Origin of the sequence: Streptomyces sp. NPDC006733 (genome assembly GCF_040636125.1) — a bacterium.
GTDB lineage: Bacteria > Actinomycetota > Actinomycetes > Streptomycetales > Streptomycetaceae > Actinacidiphila.
This window is the reverse complement of record NZ_JBEYJD010000025.1, coordinates 42175-62739: the sequence shown is the minus strand read 5'-3', so window position 1 is coordinate 62739 and position 20565 is coordinate 42175. Positions and strand designations below refer to the sequence as shown.

General features: G+C 73.9%; 18 protein-coding genes and 1 riboswitch. Of the genes, 10 read left to right on the top strand and 8 right to left on the bottom strand.

Annotated elements, in window-relative coordinates; translation table 11 throughout:
* Nucleotides 1-9: 9 nt before the first annotated feature.
* From ABZ721_RS22570 to ABZ721_RS22555, 4 genes are read right to left on the bottom strand one after another with little or no spacing between them, the layout of a single operon-like run.
* A complete protein-coding gene (locus ABZ721_RS22570) occupies nucleotides 10-1104 on the bottom strand; it encodes a nitronate monooxygenase (RefSeq protein WP_358790457.1) in 1095 nt (364 codons plus the stop codon).
* Entirely contained in the window at nucleotides 1101-1874 is a 774-nt protein-coding gene (locus ABZ721_RS22565) for a CoA-transferase (protein WP_358790456.1), read from the bottom strand. The genes ABZ721_RS22570 and ABZ721_RS22565 overlap by 4 nt, the downstream gene beginning before the upstream one ends.
* Nucleotides 1871-2719: a CoA-transferase gene (locus tag ABZ721_RS22560; RefSeq protein ID WP_358790519.1), complete on the bottom strand. Its 849-nt coding sequence runs from the start codon at nucleotides 2717-2719 to the stop codon at nucleotides 1871-1873. The genes ABZ721_RS22565 and ABZ721_RS22560 overlap by 4 nt, the downstream gene beginning before the upstream one ends.
* 14 nt (nucleotides 2720-2733) lie before the next feature.
* The gene (locus tag ABZ721_RS22555; RefSeq protein WP_358790455.1) at nucleotides 2734-3510 is read right to left on the bottom strand and encodes an enoyl-CoA hydratase family protein; all 777 of its coding nucleotides are present in this window, start codon (nucleotides 3508-3510) and stop codon (nucleotides 2734-2736) included.
* 79 nt (nucleotides 3511-3589) lie between these two features.
* Here ABZ721_RS22555 and ABZ721_RS22550 point away from each other — a divergent pair, with 79 nt between their 5' ends.
* The 3 genes from ABZ721_RS22550 (at nucleotide 3590) to ABZ721_RS22540 (ending at nucleotide 6680) form a co-directional block, all read left to right on the top strand.
* Complete coding sequence (locus ABZ721_RS22550) at nucleotides 3590-4450, top strand: SDR family oxidoreductase (RefSeq protein ID WP_358790454.1); 861 nt, start codon at nucleotides 3590-3592, stop codon at nucleotides 4448-4450.
* A gap of 1 nt (nucleotide 4451) precedes the next feature.
* Nucleotides 4452-5366: an SDR family oxidoreductase gene (locus tag ABZ721_RS22545; RefSeq protein ID WP_358790453.1), complete on the top strand. Its 915-nt coding sequence runs from the start codon at nucleotides 4452-4454 to the stop codon at nucleotides 5364-5366.
* 144 nt (nucleotides 5367-5510) lie between these two features.
* Nucleotides 5511-6680 carry a hypothetical protein gene (locus ABZ721_RS22540; protein ID WP_358790452.1) on the top strand — a complete coding sequence of 390 codons (1170 nt, stop codon included), beginning with the start codon at nucleotides 5511-5513 and terminating at the stop codon, nucleotides 6678-6680.
* Between the two features lie 161 nt (nucleotides 6681-6841).
* On the opposite strand, the gene ABZ721_RS22535 is transcribed toward ABZ721_RS22540, so the two are convergent.
* On the bottom strand, nucleotides 6842-8317 hold the full coding sequence (locus ABZ721_RS22535; RefSeq protein ID WP_358790451.1) for a glycine hydroxymethyltransferase: 1476 nt from the start codon (nucleotides 8315-8317) through the stop codon (nucleotides 6842-6844).
* A 20-nt stretch (nucleotides 8318-8337) separates the two neighbouring features.
* Nucleotides 8338-8430, bottom strand: a riboswitch (ZMP/ZTP riboswitch).
* A gap of 39 nt (nucleotides 8431-8469) precedes the next feature.
* Nucleotides 8470-9117: a TetR/AcrR family transcriptional regulator gene (locus tag ABZ721_RS22530; protein WP_358790450.1), complete on the bottom strand. Its 648-nt coding sequence runs from the start codon at nucleotides 9115-9117 to the stop codon at nucleotides 8470-8472.
* A gap of 180 nt (nucleotides 9118-9297) precedes the next feature.
* Between ABZ721_RS22530 and ABZ721_RS22525 the strand changes: the two genes are divergently transcribed.
* The 4 genes from ABZ721_RS22525 (at nucleotide 9298) to ABZ721_RS22510 (ending at nucleotide 13989) form a co-directional block, all read left to right on the top strand.
* Nucleotides 9298-10122, top strand: a complete 825-nt coding sequence (locus ABZ721_RS22525) for a polysaccharide deacetylase family protein (RefSeq protein ID WP_358790449.1) — start codon at nucleotides 9298-9300, stop codon at nucleotides 10120-10122.
* Nucleotides 10123-10203: 81 nt separating this feature from the next.
* Nucleotides 10204-11571: a GH1 family beta-glucosidase gene (locus ABZ721_RS22520; protein WP_358790448.1), complete on the top strand. Its 1368-nt coding sequence runs from the start codon at nucleotides 10204-10206 to the stop codon at nucleotides 11569-11571.
* An 83-nt stretch (nucleotides 11572-11654) separates the two neighbouring features.
* Nucleotides 11655-12908, top strand: a complete 1254-nt coding sequence (locus ABZ721_RS22515) for an MFS transporter (protein ID WP_358790447.1) — start codon at nucleotides 11655-11657, stop codon at nucleotides 12906-12908.
* 70 nt (nucleotides 12909-12978) lie between these two features.
* Nucleotides 12979-13989 (top strand): enoyl-CoA hydratase/isomerase family protein, encoded by a 1011-nt coding sequence (locus ABZ721_RS22510; RefSeq protein WP_358790446.1) that lies wholly within the window; start codon nucleotides 12979-12981, stop codon nucleotides 13987-13989.
* Nucleotides 13990-14078: 89 nt separating this feature from the next.
* On the opposite strand, the gene ABZ721_RS22505 is transcribed toward ABZ721_RS22510, so the two are convergent.
* Nucleotides 14079-14942, bottom strand: coding sequence for a serine protease (locus ABZ721_RS22505; RefSeq protein WP_358790445.1), 864 nt, complete (start codon nucleotides 14940-14942; stop codon nucleotides 14079-14081).
* Between the two features lie 130 nt (nucleotides 14943-15072).
* Between ABZ721_RS22505 and ABZ721_RS22500 the strand changes: the two genes are divergently transcribed.
* Nucleotides 15073-15810 carry a (2Fe-2S)-binding protein gene (locus tag ABZ721_RS22500; RefSeq protein ID WP_358790444.1) on the top strand — a complete coding sequence of 246 codons (738 nt, stop codon included), beginning with the start codon at nucleotides 15073-15075 and terminating at the stop codon, nucleotides 15808-15810.
* Between the two features lie 152 nt (nucleotides 15811-15962).
* Nucleotides 15963-17540 carry an acetolactate synthase large subunit gene (locus tag ABZ721_RS22495; RefSeq protein WP_358790443.1) on the top strand — a complete coding sequence of 526 codons (1578 nt, stop codon included), beginning with the start codon at nucleotides 15963-15965 and terminating at the stop codon, nucleotides 17538-17540.
* A gap of 45 nt (nucleotides 17541-17585) precedes the next feature.
* Here ABZ721_RS22495 and ABZ721_RS22490 read toward each other — a convergent pair whose 3' ends face one another.
* Nucleotides 17586-18413 carry an SDR family oxidoreductase gene (locus ABZ721_RS22490; RefSeq protein ID WP_358790442.1) on the bottom strand — a complete coding sequence of 276 codons (828 nt, stop codon included), beginning with the start codon at nucleotides 18411-18413 and terminating at the stop codon, nucleotides 17586-17588.
* Nucleotides 18414-18729: 316 nt separating this feature from the next.
* On the opposite strand from ABZ721_RS22490, the gene ABZ721_RS22485 reads away from it, so the two are divergent.
* Nucleotides 18730-20538, top strand: coding sequence for a ricin-type beta-trefoil lectin domain protein (locus tag ABZ721_RS22485; RefSeq protein WP_358790518.1), 1809 nt, complete (start codon nucleotides 18730-18732; stop codon nucleotides 20536-20538).
* Nucleotides 20539-20565: the final 27 nt, after the last annotated feature.

Genomic DNA, 20565 nt, shown 5'->3' with positions numbered 1-20565 from the left:
GCCGCTGTCTCAGTGCACCGGCGCCCGCGCTCCCGGCAGCGCGCCGAGCGCTGTCCGGGCCTCCGCCATGATCCGGCCGACGAGTTCCGCGCACGACGGCAGGTCCTCGATCACCCCCGCGACCTGGCCCGAGGCCATCACGCCGAGGTCGGTACGGCCCTCGACCATCGACGCCTTGAGCATCATCGGAGTGTTGGCGGCCAGCAGCACCTGGCTCCAGGTCAGCTCCTTGCCGTGCTTCATCGCGAGCCCGTCGCGGACCATCTGCCGCCAGCCGAGCCCGGAGTCGCGCTTGAGCCCGGCCGCGTGCCGCAGGGCGCGCAGCAGGGCGGCGGGCCGCCCGGAGCGCTCCAGGGCGTCGACCAGCTCCGAGCGCAGCATCCGGTGCGGCAGGCCGTCGACCTTGGTGGTGACGGTGACGTCCTGCACCGACGCCGCCAGATAGCGGGCCTTGACCGCGTCCGGGACGGTGCTGTCGGAGGTGAGCAGGAAGCGGGTGCCCATCGCGATCCCGGCCGCCCCGTAGGCCAGGGCGGCGACGAGCCCGCGGCCGTCGAAGAAGCCCCCGGCGGCGACGACGGGGATGCCGACGGCGTCCACGACCTGCGGGAGCAGCACCGTCGTGGCGACGTTCCCGGTGTGGCCGCCGCCCTCGCCGCCCTGCACCAGGACGGCGTCGGCGCCCCACGCCTCGACCTTCTCGGCGTGGCGGCGGGCGCCGATGGACGGGATGACGACGACGCCCGCGTCCTTGAGGCGGGCGATCAGCTCGCGGGACGGCGCCAGGGCGAAGGACGCGACCCGCACCCCCTCCTCGATCAGGATCCCGACCCGCTCCGGGGCGTCGCCCGCGTCCGCCCGCAGATTGACGCCGAACGGCGCGTCGGTCCGCGACCTGACCTCCCGCACGGCGGAGCGCAGTTGCTCCGTCGTCATGGTGGCGGAGGCGAGGATGCCCAGCGCCCCCGCGTTCGCCGTGGCGGAGACCAGCCGGGGGCCGGCCACCCAGCCCATCCCGGTCTGCACGATCGGGTACCGCACGCCGACCAGTTCGGTCAGGGCCGTCGCGAACGGCGATGGGGCGTGGCCGGGCGCCGCACTCATGCCCGCACCTCGCGGTCGCGCAGGCCCCGGGGGTCGAGCACCTCGCGGATCAGCCGCAGTTCCTCGTCCGTCGGCTCACGGGTGGGCGGCACGTCGTCGGGGATCACGAGCGGGAAGCCGGTGGCCTCCCGCACCTGCTCCACGCTCACGCCCGGGTGCAGGGAGCGCAGCCGCATCGACCGGTCCGGGGTGTCGAAGTCGAGGACGGCGAGGTCGGAGACGACGCGGCGGATCTCGTGGAACCGGGTCGCGGTCTTGCCGGCGGCGGCCGCCCGGTCGTAGCCGACCCCGCTGACCATGTCGACGTGGGCGACGAAGACCCGGGTGGAGTGCCGCGGCACCCAGTAACTGGTCGGGTTGTTCAGGGTGTTGACGGGGGCGCCGCGCGATCCCAGCAGTTGGCGTCCGGGGCGCTCCCAGTCGCCGATGCAGGAGATGTTCTGGTTGCCGAACCGGTCGACCTGGCTGGCGCCCATCATCACGTGCCGCTTGCCGCCGGTGACCATCGCCAGGTGCTGGCGGTACGGCAGCCACCCCTCGACCAGCTCCGACGCGGCCCCGACCGCCGGGACGTCGCCGATCAGCATCGCCTCGCCGTCGGTGAGCAGCAGGTCGGGCGAGAAGGTGAGCTTCGCCAGCCGGGCGCCGATGGCGGGCACGGTGCCCATCGGGCTGGCGAGGATCTCGCCGTCACCGCGCCACGCCTCGGCGCACGCCACCACGCAGTACTCGGCGCGGGTCACGCCCGCCGCCGTCTTCGGCCCGCTCATGCGCCCTCCCTCGCGAACGCCGCCACCGCGGCCTGGTAGGTGTCCTCGTCGCCGGACAGGAAGCGCTCGGTGAACTCCCGCCAGGCGGCGGGGTCGGCGGCGGCCTTGGCGTACGCGCTCTGGAACGCCTCGTCCCGCCCGTAGTCCGGGGCGCAGGAGGTGAAGTGCGCGCCGTTCGGACTCTCCACGACGCCGGTGACCGCGTACCGCTTGACCAGCAGCGTCTGCGGAGCGCCGGCCCGCAGCAGCTCGGCGCTGTCGACGATGCGCTCGCAGCTGACGTAGGCGGCGTCGGCCGCCTCGCAGAACAGGTCGTCGAAGTACGGGTCGGGGCCCAGGTACTGGCCGTTGCCGAAAGCGTCGGCCCGGTTGAGGTGCACCAGGGCGGCGTCGAGCCGCAGCGCGGGCACGGCCACCAGTTCCTCGCCGTCCTCGTAGGGGGAGACGACCGTGCGCAGGCCGGGGTTGACGCGCATCAGGTCCGAGCCGAGGCCGGCCCGGATCGGCAGGAAGGGCAGCCGGTGCACGGCCGCGGTCAGCCCCCACATGAACATCGCCTCGTCCAGCTCCGTCAGTTCGAAGGCGGCGCTCTCGCGGGCGGCCCGGAAGTGCGGTTCCAGCGGGATCGAGTCCAGGGTGGTGAAGGCCGCGACGAGTTTGCGGATCTTTCCCGCGGCGGCCAGCAGCCCGACGTCGGGGCCGCCGTAGGAGACCACGGTCAGGTCCGTGACGTCGGAGCGGAGCAGCGCGCGGATCAGCGCCATCGGCTTGCGGCGCGAGCCCCAGCCGCCGATGCCGAGCGTCATCCCGCTCTCCAGCCGGCCGACGACCTGCTCGGCGGTCATGGTCTTGTCCCTGCTCACCGCTCCTCCTTCACGGGGGCTGATGGTGCCGTGGTCCCGGACACGAACGCGTCGCGGTGGCGGTCGGCGAGGCCGCTGAGGTTGGCCTCGAAGGTGAAGCCCTGCTCGAAGCGGTAGCTGCGGCGGACGTCCACCGGGTCGATGCCGTTGATGGCGGCCTTGGCCAGCCGCAGCAGCTCACCGTCCTTGGCCGCGATCTCGCGGGCCAGCGCGAGGGCGGCGTCCAGCACCTTCTCGCGCGGCACGACCTCCCAGACCGAGCCGTGCCGGTACAGCTCCTGGGCGGTGGCGGTGCGGGAGGTGAAGTACAGGGCGCGCATGAGGTGCTGGGGGACGAGCCGGGACAGGTGGGTGGCGGCCCCCAGCGCGCCCCGGTCCAGCTCCGGCAGCCCGAACGTCGCGTCGTCGCTGGCCACGATCGCGTCGGCGTTGCCCACCAGGCCGATGCCGCCGCCCAGGCAGAAGCCGTGCACGGCGGCGACGACCGGCACCTCGCAGTCGTAGACCGCGCCGAACGCCTCGGCGCAGCCGTGGTTGGCGCCGATCAGCGCCTGGTGTCCGGGGGTGCGCTGCATCTCCTTGATGTCGACGCCCGCGTTGAAGCCGCGGCCCGCGGCGGTGAGCACGACGCAGCGCACGGCCGGATCGGCGCCGGCCTCGCGCAGCGCGTGGGCCAGGTCGAACCACCCCTGCACCGGGAGGGCGTTGACGGGCGGGAAGTCGACGGTGATGACGGTGATTCCGTCTTGCGGGGCCGAGGTGGAGACACCCATGATGAGGATCAGCTACCTTTCCACCAAACATTTGTTAGGTAGAAGGTAGCAGCGGAACGAGCGCCGCGGGAGGTGCCAGTTGACGGTCACCGTCGATCTGTCCGGACGCGTCGCCGTCGTCACCGGCGGCACGCGGGGCGTCGGCGCGGGGATCGCCCGCGCCTTCCTGGAGGCGGGCGCCGAGGTGGTGCTCTGCGCCCGCCGGCCGCCGGACGAACCGGTCACGGCCGAGGGCCGCACGGCCCGCTTCCTCCCCCTCGACCTGCGGGACCCGGAGGCCGTCGACGCGTTCTTCGCACGGGTCGAGGACGAGCACGGGCGGTTGGACACCCTGGTCAACAACGCGGGCGGCACGCCCTTCCGGCTCCTCGCCGACGGCGGCTCCGCCCGGCACGCACGGGTCTTCGAACTCAACCTCACCACCCCGCTCACCGCGTCGCTGGCCGCCTACGAGGTGATGCGCGGGCAGCGGGGCGGCGGCTCGATCCTCATGATCGGCAGCGTCAGCGGCGGCCGCCCGTCGCCCGGCACCGCCGCCTACGGCGCCGCCAAGGCGGGCCTGGACAGCCTCGCGCGCTCCATGGCCGTCGAGTGGGCGCCCGCGGTCCGCGTCAACACCCTGGTCCTCGGCATGGTCCGCACCGAGCTGTCCCATCTGCACTACGGGGACGACGCCGGCATCGCGGCCGTCGGCCGCACCGTGCCCGCCGGGCGGCTGGCCGAGCCCGCGGAGGTCGGCGACGCCTGCGTCTTCCTCGCCTCGGACCGTGCCGCGTACATCACCGGCGCGAGCCTGCTCGTGCACGGCGGCGGCGAGCGCCCCGCCTTCCTCGACGCCGCCACCGCCAACCGGGACGCACCGCCGCCCGCCGCGTCACCGGTGCGGCTCACCTCACCGCCACCACCCACGCCACCGTCGACCGCGAACAAGGAGAGCTGACATGACCGAAGCCGGAATCTGCGCGGGCCGGGTCGCCGTCGTCACCGGAGCGGGCCGCGGTCTCGGCCGCGCCCACGCCCTCGCCTTCGCGGCTGAGGGCGCGCGCGTCGTCGTCAACGACCTCGGGGTCGGCCTCGACGGCGCGGGGGGCTCGACGGGTCCGGCCCAGCAGGTCGTGGACGAGATCCGGGCGCGGGGCGGCGAAGCGGTCGCCAACGGCGACGACATCGCGACCGCGGCCGGGGCGGCCGCCCTGATCGCCACCGCGGTCGACGCGTTCGGCCGGCTCGACACCCTCGTCAACAACGCCGGGTTCCTGCGCGACCGGATGCTCGTCAACCTCGACGAGGACGACTGGGACGCGGTGCTGCGCGTCCATCTCACGGGCCACTTCCTGCCGCTCAAGCACGCCGCCGCGCACTGGCGCGCCGAGGCGAAGGCGGGGCGCGTGCCCGACGCCCGGGTGGTCAACACCAGCTCGGGGGCGGGACTGCTGGGCAGCGTCGGGCAGGGCAACTACGCGGCGGCCAAGGCCGGGATCATCGGCCTGACACTCGTCGCCGCGGCCGAGATGGCCCGCTACGGCGTCCGCGTCAACGCCATCGCGCCCGCCGCCCGTACCCGGATGACCGAGCGGGCCTTCGCCGAGACCATGGCCGCGCCCGGCGGCGACGCCTTCGACGCCATGGCGCCGGAGAACGTCTCCCCGCTGGTCGTCTGGCTCGGCTCCGCGGCCTCGGCCGCCGTCACCGGGCGGGTCTTCGAGACGGAGGCCGGCCGGATCACCGTCATGGAGGGCTGGCGGCCGGGACCGACGGCCGACAAGGGCGCCCGGTGGACCCCGGCTGAGGCCGGAGAGACCGCGCTGAAGCTGCTGGCGGACGCGGAACCGCCGCAGCCGGTCTACGGGACGTGAGGATTGCGCGCACCGTGAAACGGTTCTGTGACAACGACGGCCCGCTGATCGAATTCCGGCGGAGGGGCGGCATAGTGGGGGCCGCCCCCGGTGGGGGCGACACAGGAAACGCACAGAGAAGCACGTACATGGGGGAACAACTCAATGCCATCCATACGACGGTCCGCCCGCACAGCGGCGGCGGTGACCGCGCTGCTCGCACTCACCGCCACCGCCTGCGGCCCTGACGACAGCGACGCGGCGGCGAAGCCGACCGCGGCTGCCAGCACCCCGGCCACGGCGGACACCGGCACCGCCGCGAAGCTTCCCAAGGGTCTGCCCACCAGCATCAAGGACCTGGAGAAGTGGAAGCAGGGCGACTGGAAGAACTGGGACAAGTGGGCGCGTGAGGCGGCCGACTTCGCCAACCCGGTCATCAAGGACCTGTGGAAGCCGACCCGGATGTCCGAGGCGAAGGACAACACCAACACCGTCCAGACGAACTTCGGCTCGGACCAGGGGACCACCGACCCCGCCCCGCGCCCGGTGGCGGCCAAGGAGGTCGCCCGCCCGTACCACCAGCACGCGGCACCGGTCGGCAAGATCTTCTTCGACAGCCCCACCGGACCGAAGGTCTGCTCCGGCACCGTCGTCGACGACCCGGCGCACCCCGGCAAGTCCAACCTCGTCTGGACGGCCGGCCACTGCGTCCACGCCGGCTCCACCGGCGGCTGGTACCGCAACATCATGTTCGTCCCGTCGTACAACGACAACGGCCTGGCGGCCTCGCGGGTCTACAACTCGCCGCAGCGCAACCGCACCCCGTACGGCGCCTGGTGGGCCGACTGGGCGCAGACCTCCTCGCAGTGGATCGCCACCGGCACCCACTCCGGGGGCGGCGGCTCGCCGTACGACTTCGCGGTGCTGCACGTGCAGCCGGAGAACGGCGGCGGCAAGTCGCTGCAGGAGACCGTCGGCGCCTCACTGCCGGTGTGGTTCGGCGCCCCGTCGCCGACGCTGTTCAGCGGCATCGGCGCCTGGGGCTACCCGCAGGCGGCGCCGTACGACGGCGCCCGGATGTTCGACTGCATCGGCAAGCCCGGCCGGCTGTCGATGAGCCCCAGCATGCCGACCGAGTACCGGATCGGCTGCACGATGACCGGCGGTTCCTCCGGCGGCGGCTGGTTCGCCACGATGCCGAACGGCAGGACCGCCCTGGTGTCGAACACGTCGATCGGCCCGGCCGACGACACCTGGCTGGCAGGCCCGCACCTGGGCCCCGAGGCCCAGGGCGTCTACAACGCGATCAGCCGCAAGTACGCCCGCAGCAGGTAGGGCGGCACCGGTTCTCCGGCAGCGGCCCGGTCGGGGTCTCCCGGCCGGGCCGCTGCCACGTCATGCGGGGGCGGTGACGGGCTCGATCCCTGTCCCGGCCTCGGTCTCCGCTGGGGAGTGCGGCAGGTGGCGCCGCCGTTGCCGGGGGAGGGCGACCCGGCTCAGCCCTCGCTGAGGTCGACGCCCGGGTAGAGCGGGAAGCCGGCGAGCAGTTCGGCGGAGCGCGCGGCGACCTGGTCGGCCACCGACGCGTCGAGCACGTGGCTCGCCTTGGACGGGGTGCCGGCGGCGGTCGTGCCGGGGCGGGTGTTGGCGAGCACGGTGTCGATCAGGCCCGCGACCTCGTCCATCTCCCGCACGCCGAGCCCGCGGGTGGTGAGGGCCGGGGTGCCGATGCGGACGCCGGAGGTGTACCAGGCGCCGTTCGGGTCCTGCGGGACGGAGTTGCGGTTGGTGACGATGCCCGCGTCCAGCAGCGCGGCCTCGGCCTGGCGGCCGGTGAGTCCGTAGCCGGAGACGTCGGCGAGCACCAGGTGGTTGTCGGTGCCGCCGGTCACCAGCGAGGCGCCGCGCCGCAGCAGCCCCTCGGCCAGGGCGGAGGCGTTGTCGACGATGCGCCGGGCGTAGTCCTGGAAGTCGGGCCTGCGCGCCTCGGCGAGCGCCACCGCCTTGGCGGCCATCACGTGCGGCAGCGGGCCGCCGAGCACCATGGGGCAGCCGCGGTCCACGTGCTCGGCCAGCTCGGCGTCGCACAGGACCATGCCGCCGCGCGGGCCGCGCAGCGACTTGTGGGTGGTGGTCGTGACGATGTTGGCGTGCGGCACCGGGTCGAAGTCGCCGGTGAGCACCTTGCCCGCGACCAGGCCCGCGAAGTGCGCCATGTCGACCATCAGCGTCGCGCCGACCTCCTCGGCGATCTCCCGCATGATGCGGAAGTTGACCAGCCGCGGGTAGGCGGAGTAGCCGGCGACGAGGATGAGCGGGCGGAACTCGCGCGCGGTCTCGCGCAGCGCGTCGTAGTCCAGCAGCCCGGTCGCCGGGTCGGTGCCGTAGCTGCGCTGGTCGAACATCTTGCCCGAGATGTTGGGCCGGAAGCCGTGGGTCAGGTGGCCGCCCGCGTCGAGCGACATGCCCAGCATCCGCTGGTCCCCGAGCTCGCGGCGCAGCGCCGCCCAGTCCCGCTCACTCAGGTCGTTGACGTGCCGGACCTTCGCCCGCTCCAGCGCCGGGCTCTCCACCCGCTGGGCGAGCACCGACCAGAAGGCGACCAGGTTGGCGTCGATGCCCGAGTGCGGCTGGACGTAGGCGTGGCTCGCGCCGAACAGCTCGCGGGCGTGCTCGGCCGCGAGCGCCTCGACGGTGTCGACGTTGCGGCAGCCCGCGTAGAAGCGGCGGCCGACGGTGCCCTCGGCGTACTTGTCGCTGAACCAGTTGCCCATGGTCAGCAGGACGGCGGGGGAGGCGTAGTTCTCGCTGGCGATGAGCTTGAGCTGGGCGCGCTGGTCCTCGACCTCGGCGCCGATGGCGTCCGCGACGCGCGGCTCCACGGCCCGGATGACGTCCAGGGCGCTGCGGAAGGCGGTGGACTCGGTGGATTCGCCGGGCTTGATGCTGAAGGACGACGGTTCTGCGGCCATGCGGGCCTCCTGGAGGAGAAGGGGACGGCCCAGGCGCGCGGCATCACATCGTCAGGAGACGGAGCCGCTCCCCGATGGTCGGTCCCATCCAAGCGCCAGTCACGGCTCACGCCGACCCTAGCAGCGCGGGCCGCCGCACGTGCCCTCCCGCCTCACTCCGTCCGACCCGTGAGATAGCGGCGCAGCACCCGCTTGCACTCGGAGATCAGCGCGGGGTCGCCGTCCGGGTCGGTGCGGAACGCGAGCCGCAGGACGGCGTCGGCGCACTCCAGGGCGACGCGACCGGCCAGCCGGGACGTGGCGGGGTCCAGCAGGCCGTCGGTGAGGGCCCACAGCCGGTCGGCGACGGCGGTGTTGTTGTCCAGCTCGGTGTCGAGCAGGTGCCGGGCGGCGGGGTCCTCGCGGCCCACGGCGCCGAAGTCGACGACGCCGAACCCCGGCACCGCCCGCCGCATCGCGACGAACTCCTCGACGGCCAGGTCCACCAGGGCGGCGACGTCCCGGGGGGACTCGGCCGCCATCCGGCGCGACAGCCGGTCGGTGTAGCGCTCCAGGTTGCGGGCGGCGAGCGCGCCGAGCAGCCCGTCCTTGCCGGGGAAGAACTGGTAAAGGGTGCCGATCGGCACCTCGGCCCGGCGGGCCACCTCCTTCGTGGTCAGCGCGGTGTAGCCGACCTCGTCCAGCAGCGCCGCGCACGCGCCGAGGATGCGCTCGACCCGTTCGGCACTGCGGCGCTGCACCGGGGTGCGGCGGACGGTGGCGGGAGCGGCGGAGCCGGCGGTCGGAGGGTGTTCGCGCATGGGGCCACTCTGCCGGACGGCCGCTCGCGCGGTGTGCCCCGGGCAGGTCCGTACCGTGGTCGGTGCGGAGATGCGATAGTCGGATCGCATCCCACCCGTCCGGACCGGACGCCACATCACGCAGCGCAGCGGCACCGCGGCACCACCGCACCGCCGCACTGCAGCACCGAGAGGATCTGTATGAGTCCCGCGCTTCCCGCCGCCGTCCGCCGTCCGGCGCGTGCCGGGGGATCCCTCGCCCGCACCCGGGTCGCGAAGGCGGTGGCCGCGCTGCTGCTCGTCGGTCTCACGACGCAGGTCGCCACCTCCTGCAGCACGCTGAACGGCGTGCGGTCACCCGCGGGCGCGCGCGAGGACGCGGCCTCCGCCGCCGGCGGCGCCCCCGTGACGCCGGTGGACTGCCGCACCGCCACGTGCGTGGCGCTCACCTTCGACGGCGGTCCCAGCGAGCCGACGCCCAGGCTGCTGGACCTCCTCAAGCGCGAGAAGGTGCCGGCCACCTTCTTCCTGCAGGGGGAGGGCCACACCCGCACGTATCCCGCCACCGTGCGCCGGATGTCCGAGGAGGGGCACGAGATCGGGAACCACACCTGGTCGCACAAGAACCTCACGGAGCTCACCCCGGACGAGGTGCGCGCCGAGATCGCGCCGGTCCAGGAGGACATCAGGAAGGCGACGGGCCGTGCCCCCACCCTCATGCGACCGCCGGGCGGTGCCACCAACGACGAGGTCTCGAAGATCATGAAGGAGCTGGGCCTGGCGCAGATCCTGTGGAGCGTGACGGCGAAGGACTTCTCGACCACGGACAGCGCCCTGATCACGAAGCGGGTCCTCGACCAGACCGAGCGCGACGGGATCATCCTGCTGCACGAGCGGTACGCCGGCACCATCCCGGCCGTCGGGCGGATCATCACCGAGCTCCGCAAGCAGGGCTACACCTTCGTCACCGTCTCGCAGCTCCTCGCGCCCGCCCGCCCCGAGCCCGGCGCGGTCTACCGACCGTGAGAGACGGATCCACCGCGATCTCCGGCGGAACGCGCCCTAATATGAGGATGGCTCATATTCTGACGTAGGAGGGGATCGGACATGGCGCATCGTCTCGACCTGCACGCAGGCTTCCGCTGGGGCGTCTCCACCGCCGCGTACCAGATCGAGGGGGCGGTCGACGAGGACGGGCGCGGCCCCTCGGTCTGGGACGTCTTCGCCGCCCGCCCCGGCGCCGTCAAGAACGGCGACACCGGGCGGACCGCGTGCGACCACTACCACCGGCACGCCGAGGACATCGCGCTGATGCGGGGCCTCGGCCTGGACGGCTACCGCTTCTCGATCGCGTGGCCCCGGGTGCAGCCGGCGGGGGGCGGGCCGGTCAACCCGGCCGGGCTCGCCTTCTACGACCGGCTGGTGGACGACCTGCTGGCCGCCGGGATCACCCCGCTGCCCACGCTCTTCCACTGGGACCTCCCGCAGGCCCTGGAGGACGGCGGCGGCTGGCTCGCCCGCGACACCGCGTACCGCTTCGCCGACTACGCGGCCCTGGTCGCGGACCGCCTCGGCGACCGCGTCCCGGCCTGGATCACGCTCAACGAGCCCTTCGTGCACATGGTGTTCGGGTACGCGCTCGGCATCCACGCCCCCGGCCGCACCCTGATGCTCGACGCGCTGCCGGCCGCCCACCACCAGCTGCTCGGCCACGGCCTGGCCGCGACGGCGCTGCGCGAACGCGGCGGGCAGGTGATGATCGCCAACAACCTCACCCCGGTCCGGGCGGCGGGCGACGGCGAGGCCGACGCGGCGGCGGCCGCCGCGTACGACGCCCTGCACAACCGCCTCTTCCTCGATCCGCTGCTGCTCGGCCGCTACCCCGACCTCGGCGCCTTCGGCGTCCTGCCCGACCTGGGGGGCAGCGTCCGGGACGGCGACCTCGAACTGATCGCCGGGGCGCCCCTGGACGGCCTGGGCGTCAACTACTACAACCCGACCCGGATCGCCGCCCCCACGGACCCCGGCCTCCCCTTCGCCGAGGCCGAGATCGAGGGCGTGCCGCGCACGGCCTTCGGCTGGCCGGTCGTCCCCGACGGCCTGCGGGAACTCCTGGTCGGCCTGCGCGAGAGGTACGGGACGGCGCTGCCGCCGGTCACGATCACCGAGAACGGCTGCTCGGTCGCGGACGTCCCGGCCCCGGACGGCACCGTGGCCGACCAGCCCCGGATCGACTACCTCGCCGGGCACCTCGACGCGCTCGCCGCGGCCGTCGCGGAGGGGGTGGACGTCCGCGGCTACTTCACCTGGTCCCTGCTGGACAACTTCGAGTGGGCCGAGGGGTACAGCCAGCGCTTCGGCCTGGTGCACGTCGACTTCGCGACGCAGCGCCGCACGCCGAAGGCGTCGTACGCCTGGTACCGCGACCTGATCGCCGCCCACCGCGCCGGCGGAGCGGGGGCCGCCGCCGGGTGAGACCCCTTGGCGGGGCCGGGCGGCGTGGCTACACTCGCGCCAACATGAGCGCTACTCATGTTCTTGTGAACTGAGGAGGGCTCATGCGCGCGGTGTCCGCCCGGCCGCCGGCCGCGCTCGACGAACCCACCGTCCGGGTGCGGGCCGGCTGGACGGCCGCGCTGAGCCTGGCGAGCCTCGCGGTGTTCATGGCCTTCTTCACCCCGATCCAGATCCTGCTGCCGCTGCAGCTGGAACATCTCGACGCGGCGCACAAGGGGACCGACCTGGCGTGGGTGACCGGCGCCGGCGCGCTCGTCGCCGTGGTCGTCAACCCGCTGGCCGGGGCCCTGTCGGACCGCACGACCGGGCGCTGGGGCCGGCGCCGGCCGTGGATCGTCGGCGGCGCCCTCGCGGGCGCCGCCGGGCTGCTGGTCACCGCGGCGCAGCACACCCTGCCCGGCATCGTCGCCGGCTGGTGCCTGGCGCAGGGCGGTCTGAACGCGATGCTCGCCGGGGTCACGGCGCCGGTGGTCGACCAGGTGCCGGTCGGGCAGCGCGCCGCGGTCTCCGGCTGGACGGGCATCATGCAGTCCCTCGGCCTGGTGCTCGGTGCGCTGCTGGTGACCACCGCCGTCTCCGGCGTCGGTCCCGGCTACCTGCTCACCGCGCTGCTCGCCGTCGCGCTGGCCCTGCCGTACGTGCTCTGCTTCCGCGAACCGGTCCTGCCGCGCGCGCTGCGCCCCGCCCTCCGCGTCCGGACGCTGCTCACCGGGCTGTGGGTGGACCCGCGCGCCCACCCGGACTTCGGCTGGGCCTGGCTCAGCCGGTTCCTGATCAACCTCGGGAACGCCCTCGGCACGCTCTACCTGCTCTTCTACCTCACCGACGAGGTGCACCACCCGGACCCGGACACCGGCGTGCTGGTGCTGACCGTCATCTACACCGCCTCCGCGACCCTGACCGCGATCCCGGCGGGCTTCGCGTCGGACCGGGTCGGCCGCCGCAAGGTGTTCGTGGTCGTGTGCAGCGTGGTCATGGCGGTGGCGGCCCTGCTGCTGGCCGCCGCCCACACCTGGACGGCCGTGATGGTCGCCGCCGCCGTGCTGGGCGCCGGGTTCGGCGTGTACCTGGCCGTCGGCCAGGCGCTGATCACCCAGGTGCTGCCGTCCGCCGCCGACCGCGCGAAGGACCTCGGCGTCATCAACATCGCCAACTCGGGGCCGCAGGTGCTGGCCCCCGCCGTCGCCGCGCCGATCGTCGCCCACCTCGGGGGGTATCCGGGCCTGTACGTGGCCACCGCCCTGGTGACCTTGCTCGGCGGCGCGCTGGTGCTGCGTATTGTCGGGGTGGACTGAGGATCACCGACGGACGGCCCACGACCGGACGCGGGCGCGCGACGCGGCCGCGGAGAACCCACGGAGCACCATGTACCTCCCCGTGCAGACGCACGCCGCCCACGGCACAGGCGTCCTCGCCCTGGACCGCCCCGAGGCGCTCAACGCGCTCGACCTGACCATGGTCCGCGCGATGACCGGGGCCCTGGAGGCGTGGCGGGAGGACGACAAGATCCGGTCGGTCGTCGTCCGCAGCACCTCGCCGAAGGCGTTCTGCGCGGGCGGCGACATCCGGACGATCCGGGAGGCGAGCCTGCGCGGCGACCACGCGGCCGTGCGGGAGTACTTCGCCGCGGAGTACGCGCTCGACGCGCTGATCGCCGGGTATCCCAAGCCGTACACCGCGATCATCGACGGCTTCGCGCTCGGCGGCGGCCTGGGCATCTCCGTGCACGGCACGGCGCGCGTGGTGACGGAGCGGGCGGCACTGGCCATGCCCGAGACGGCCATCGGGTTCTTCCCCGACATCGGGGCGAGCTACTTCCTGCCCCGGCTGCCCGGCTCGGTCGGCCGGTACCTGGGGCTGACGGGCGCGCGGATCCCGGGCGCGGCCGCCGTCGGCTGCGGGCTCGCCACGCACTACGTGCCCTCCAGCGAACTGGCCGCGCTGGAGGCGGTGCTGACCGGCGGCGACGAGCCGGCCGCGGCGCTCGACCGGTTCGCGGTGGTGCCGCCCGTCTCCGAGCTCGGCGCGCACCTGGACGCCGTCGAGCGCTGCTTCTCCGCCCCCGACCTGCCGCAGGTCCTGGAGCGGCTGGCGGCCGAGGACGGCGACTGGGCGGCCGAGACGCTGGCCGGGCTGCGGCGCATGTCGCCGACGAGCCTGTTCCTGACCTTCGAGCTGCTGCGGCGCGGCGCCGACTCCGACCTCGGCGCCTGCCTGGACCGGGAGTTGCGGCTGGCCTGCCGTACCGCCCGCGCCCACGATTTCACGGAGGGCGTGCGGGCCGCGCTGGTCGACAAGGACCGCGCCCCGCGGTGGTCGCCGGAGCCGCTCACGGCCGCGGACCGTGCGGAGCTGCTGACCTGGTTCGACGCGTAGGCACGGGTGAAGGGCGCGGGTGCGGGGCCGTCACCGCTCCCCGGATCCCAGGTCCGGGGAGCGGCGCTGTGTGCCGGGGCCGCCTCAGCTCACGGCTTGGGCAGGGTGCATCCCGGCAGGCTCAGGTTGATCTTGTTGCCGGCGCTCACGCACTGGGTGATCAGATACGTCTGCTCGGCGTAGTTGATGCCCTGGTGCACGGTGATGTTGCCGTTCTGGTCCACCTCGCACGGGTTGTCGAGGGTGCAGCGTCCGCCGTCCTCGTTGCCCGTGTTGTTGATGGCGACGACCTTGCCGGTCGCGACGTCGACCACCGGGGAACCCGAGGTGCCGCCGATGGTATTGCACGCGGAGGTGTAGCGGACCGAGTCCTTCCAGACCCAGCTGTCCTCGTGCAGCCGGTAGACGAAGGCGTCGATGTTGCAGCTGTAGATCCGCTTCCAGTAGCCGGACACCACCTTGATCGCGGTTCCGGCGACGGGGTGGCTCGCGGAGAGTTCGAGTGCCGCGATGCCGTAGCTGGACTGGATCTGGGCGTACGTGGTGTTCAGCTGGTAGAGCGAGATGTCGGTGTCGGTCATGGTCGCGTACGCGATCTTGGTGGCCCGCAGGGTGGCGACCTTGGTCCCGGCCGAGTTGAGCAGGCTGAACGTCCGGCTGGACGCGACGTTGACGATGGACTCGCCCGGATCGAGGAAGCCGCCGGACAGGCAGTGCCCGTTCGACATGACGATCGCGGGGTCGGTGGGCACGGACGTCGGCATCTTGACGACCGAGCCCGAACAGTTGCTGAGTGCCACGGTGCCGGCGAAGTTGACCGCGACGGCCGCCTTCGCGGCAGGTGCGGGCGCCGCATCCCGGCTTGTGGCCGAGGCGGACGCCGCACCGGTGCCTGTCAGCGCCGCGCCGCCGAGCAGCAGGGCGGCTAAGACACCGACGAGAGGTCGTTTCATGTGGGGGTCCTCTCCAGACCGAAGGTTCGTTCGGCATTGTCATGAGCATTGTCGGGATCGGATGTTGGTCCGGCAATAGGGCCTCGGGCCCGGCCCGTTCGCGGCCCGGCGGGTGCGCCATGATCGGGACATGGACAGGACGCTGCGGGATGTCGCGGAAGTGGGGCCGTTCTTCGCCGTCAGGACCGGGCCCGGCCGGCCGCGGGCGCACGGCTACCGGCCGCTCGCCGAGGTCTACGGGGCACCGGCCCCGGACGCGGCCGCCGGCGCGGCCCCGGACACGCCGCACCCCGTCCGGGAGCGGGCGGCGGACGTCGCCGTGCGGCTGGGCACGCCGGAACTGCGGGTGGGCGCCTCGCTGGCCTTCCAGGGGCTGGCGGCCCGGCTGTGGTCGGTGGCACTGGGCGCCGCCGTCCTGGCGGACCGGGTCCCCGACCTGGCCGCCGACCGCCTGTGGTGGAACCCCGCGCTCAGCGCCCCGGACGAGCTGTGGCTGCCGCACCCCTCGGCCCTCCCCGGCTCCGGCGACCTCGCCGGGCAGCTCGCCGACGCGGTGCTGGCCGGGCACCTGGTCCCGCTGCACCGCGCGACCCGGGAGGCCGGCCCGGTCGCCGACGGCCTGCTGTGGGGCAACGCCGGCTCCGCGCTGGCCGGCTCGCTGCGGGTGCTGCACACCTGGTGCGTCGCGCACGGCCGGACCGAGCGGGCGCGCGGCTCCCTGGACCTCGCCGAGCGGCTCTTCCGGGAGCCGCCGCTGCACGGCACCGGGACCCTGGACCGCGCCACGGTCGGGTTCGTGCGGCGCAGCTGCTGCCTGTACTACCGGGTCCCGGGCGGCGGCCTGTGCGGGGACTGCGTCCTGCGCTGACCGGGGCGGACCGGGCGGCGGGGTCTACCGCGGAGGGCGGCCGCGGGGGAGGATCGCCCCTGGTGCCGGGCGCGGTGACGGCGCGGCGCCCAGGACCGTGACCAGACCCCCGCACCCGGAACCGCGGCAGACCAGAACAGAGGCGGAACGCCATGCCGAACGGCGCGCAGACCCTGATCCGTACGCTCGTCGACGGCGGGGTCGAGGTGTGCTTCGCCAACCCCGGAACGTCCGAGATGCACTTCGTCGCCGCGCTCGACGACGTCCCGCGGATGCGGGCCGTGCTCTGCCTGTTCGAGGGGGTGGCCACCGGCGCGGCCGACGGCTACGCCCGGATGACCGGCCTGCCGGCCTGCACCCTGCTGCACCTGGGCCCCGGGCTCGCCAACGGCCTGGCGAACCTGCACAACGCGCGCCGGGCGCACAGCCCCGTCGTCAACATCGTCGGCGACCACGCCCTGGCCCACAAGCCGCTGGACGCCCCCCTGGAATCCGACATCGACGCGCTCGCGGGCACAGTCTCGGGCTGGGTGCGCAGGACGACGGACGGCGCCGACCTGCGGCTGGACGCCACCGAGGCGATCATCGCCGCGTCGAGCGGGTCCGACGGCGCGGTCGCCACGCTCATCCTCCCCGCCGACGTCTCCTGGTCGGAGCCGGGCCCGTCCGCGACGGCCCTCGCCCGGCTGCGCGGCGACGGGCCGGGCCCGGTGTCCGAGCCGGCCGTGGCGGCCGCCGCCAAGGCGCTGCGGTCCGGCGAGCCCGCGGCGATCCTGCTCGGCGGCGGCGCGACGCGGGAGGCCGGGCTGCTGGCCGCCGCCCGGATCGCGGCGGCCACCGGGGCGAAGATGCTCTGCGAGACCTTCCCCGCGCGGCTGGAGCGCGGCGCCGGGCTGCCGGAGGTCGAGCGGCTGGCCTACCTCGCGGACTTCGCCGCCGCGCAGCTCGCCGGCGTCCGGCACCTGATCCTGGCCGGCGCCCGCTCACCGGTGTCGTTCTTCGCCTACCCCGGCAAGCCGGGCGACCTGGTGCCGGAGGGCTGCGAGGCGCGGGAGCTGGCCGCCGCCGGTGAGGACGTCACCGCGGCGCTGCGGCGGCTCGCGGACGAGGTGGCGGGGGACGCGGGGGACGGGGACCCGGCGCCCGCGGCCCGGCCGCGTCCGGAGCGGCCCACCGGCCCGCTCACCGCCGAGGCCGCGTGCCAGGCGATCGGGGCGCTGCTGCCGGAGGGCGCGGTGGTCGTGGACGAGGCGAACACCTCGGGGCTGTGGCTGCCCGCCGCGACGGCCGGGGCGCCCCGGCACGACTGGCTCACCCTCACCGGCGGCGCGATCGGCCAGGGCCTGCCGCTGGCGACCGGCGCGGCGGTCGCCTGCCCCGGCCGTCCGGTGGTGTGCCTGGAGGCGGACGGCAGCGCGATGTACACCGTCTCGGCGCTGTGGACGCAGGCGCGCGAAGGGCTCGACGTGACCACCGTCGTGTTCAACAACGGCTCCTACGCGATCCTCAACCTGGAGCTGCGGCAGGTGGGCGCCGCCGCGGCGGGCGAGCGCGCCCGGCGGCTGCTCGACCTGTCCGGCCCGGCGCTCGACTTCGTCGCCCTGGCCACGGGGATGGGCGTGCCGGCGACCCGGGCGACCACCGCCGAGGAGTTCACCGCCCAGTTCGAGCGCGCGCTGGCCGAGCCCGGCCCGCACCTGATCGACTGCGTCGTGCCGCCGGTGTTCTGACCGGCACCCGCACCGTCCCGCACCGTCCCGCACCGTCCCGCGCGGTCACCCGCCGTGCGCGCGCAGCCGCTCGTGGACGGTGTAGGCGGCGCCGGACCCGGTGCGCGCGCCGCGCACCCGGGTGCCGCCGTCGACCACCAGGTCCGTCCCGGTGATCCACCGGGCGTCGTCGGAGACCAGCCACAGGACGGCGCGCGCGACGTCCTCCGGCTCGCCGATCCGGCCCAGGGGCAGCCCGGCGGCGATCTGCGGCTCGGCGTCCTCCCAGACGAAGCGCGCCATCTCCGTGCGGATCAGACCGGGGGAGACGGCGTTGACCCGGACGGCCGGGGCGAGTTCGCCCGCGAGCTGGCGGGTGAGGTGGAGCAGCGCGGCCTTGCTCGTGCCGTAGGCGCCGATGTTGGGGCCGACGCCGTGGGTCCCCTCGGTGCAGATGTTCACCACCGTGCCGCCGTGCTCCCGCATCCAGGCGCGCCACGCGCACTGGACCAGCCGCAGGGGGCCTTCGACGTTGACGGCGAAGCTGTCGCGCCAGGCGTCCGGGTCGATGTCGACGAGCGGGCCGAGCGGCGTGTTGGTGGCGGCGTTGTTGACCAGGATGTCCACCCCGCCGAACTCCTCGACCGCGCGCGTGACGCACGCCTGCCCGTGCGCGGGGTCGCCCACCGATCCGGCCAGGCCGGCGGCCCGGCCGCCGCGGGCCCGTACCTCCGCGACGGCGGCGCGCAGGCCGTCCGGGTCGCGCGCGGTCAGCAGGACCGCGGCCCCGGCCCGGGCCAGGGCGTGCGCGACGGCCAGCCCGATCCCCCGGGAGGCGCCGGTGACGAGGGCGGTCCTGCCGTGCAGCGGGGCGTGCGTCGCGGGTGGGGTCATGGGCGCACCGTCTCATGACGGTGCGTCAGGTCGAAAGGTGTCCGCACCGCCGGCTCGGGGCGCCCGCGGGTGCGGAAGCGGCCGTTCCTGTGCGAAGCCTTGACGTGCTCAAGTCGCCCGAGTTAACTCACGCCTCGAACTAAGCGGTAAATCAAGTGCTGAATTAAGTCACGCACCAGGGCAAGTGCCGTAGAAAGGCAACCGACCCATGCGCTCACGCACCCGTCCCCACACGGGCAGTACCAGGTTCCTCCGCACCGGGCTCGCCCGCGCCGCCGCCGGCCTGCTGGCCTCGGCCGTCGCCGTCGTCACCCCGATGCTGGCCACTCCGCTCACCGCGCAGGCGGCGGGCGAGAGCGTCCAGGTGTGGCTGACCACCACCTCCGACTCCGGCGGCCGCAACGTCGTCAAGGGGCTCGAACAGCAGGCGCCGATCGCCTTCACCGCGGGCAGCGGCTCCGGCCAGTCCGTCACCGTCGACGAGAACACCCGCTACCAGCAGTTCGAGGGCGGGGGCGCGTCGTTCACCGACACCGCCGCCTGGCTGATGAACTCCAGCGGAGCGCTGTCGGCCGCCACCCGCGACGCGGTGATGAAGAAGCTCTTCGACCCGGTGAACGGCATCGGCGTCGGCTTCCTGCGCAACCCCATGGGCGCCTCCGACCTGGCGCGCTCGAACTACACCTACGACGACCTGCCCAGCGGGCAGACCGACCCGGGCCTCGCGCGCTTCTCCATCGCCCACGACCTGGCCGACGTCGTGCCCCTGACCAAGCAGGCCCGCCAGCTCAACCCCGCCGTCAAGGTGATGGGCACGCCCTGGAGCGCGCCGGCCTGGATGAAGGACAACGGCAGCATGAGCCTGGGCTGGCTCCAGTCCCAGTACTACGCCGCCTACGCCCAGTACTTCACGAAGTACCTGCAGGCCTACCAGGCGGCCGGCGTGCCGGTCGACTACATCTCGGCGCAGAACGAGCCCACCTGCTGCGGCGGCTACCCGTCCATGCAGTGGAACGGCGCCGGGCTGGCGTTCTTCACCAAGAACAACCTGCTGCCGGCCCTGCACACCGCCGGACTGTCCACCAAGGTCCTGGCGCTGGACTGGAACTGGGACCAGTACGACGCCTTCGCCGCCCCCACCCTCGACGACGCGGCGATCCGCAACGACCCGAACTTCGGCGGCATGGCCTGGCACGGCTACGGCGGCGACGTCGCCCAGCAGACCGCCGTCCACAACAGGTACCCGACGGTGAAGGCGTTCGACACCGAGCACTCCGGCGGCACCTGGATCGCCAACCAGCAGAAGGAGGACATGCACAACCTGATCGACTACACCCGCAACTGGGGCCAGAGCTGGGTCAAGTGGAGCCTGGCCGTCGACCAGAACATGGGACCGCACAACGGCGGCTGCGGCACCTGCACCGGCCTGGTCACCGTGCACAACGGCGACAGCCGCAGCGGACAGGTCGACTACACCGTCGAGTACTACACGATGGGCCACCTCACCAAGTTCGTGAAGCCCGGCGCGTACCGGATCGCGTCCACCGCCAACACCTCGGTGCCCAACGTCGCCTGGCGCAACCCGGACGGCTCGAAGGCGCTCATCGCCTACAACGACACCGGCAGCGCCCAGCCCGTCCGCGTCAACTGGGGCAACCAGTCCTTCGCGTACACCCTGCCCGCCGGCGCCTCGGCGACCTTCACCTGGACCGGGACCCCGGGCTCCGGTGGCGGCACCGGCGGCACCGGGCCGATCACCGGCATCGGCGGCAAGTGCGCCGACGTCGCCTCGGGCAGCAGCGCCAACGGCACCGCCGTCCAGCTCTGGGACTGCAACGGCAGCGCGGCCCAGCAGTGGACCGCCTCGGCCGGCACCTACAAGGCGCTCGGCAAGTGCCTGGACCTCGCCGCGGGCGGCACCGCCAACGGCACCAAGGCCCAGCTGTACGACTGCAACGGCACCGGCGCCCAGCAGTGGCAGCCCGGCAGCGGCGGGACGCTGGTCAATCCGGCCTCCGGCAGGTGCCTGGACGCCACCGGGATGAGTTCCGCCAACGGGACCCGGCTGCAGATCTGGGACTGCGCGGGGGGCACCAACCAGCAGTGGACCGTCCCCGCGGCCTGACCTGCACGTAGGCTTCCGGGTGTCGTC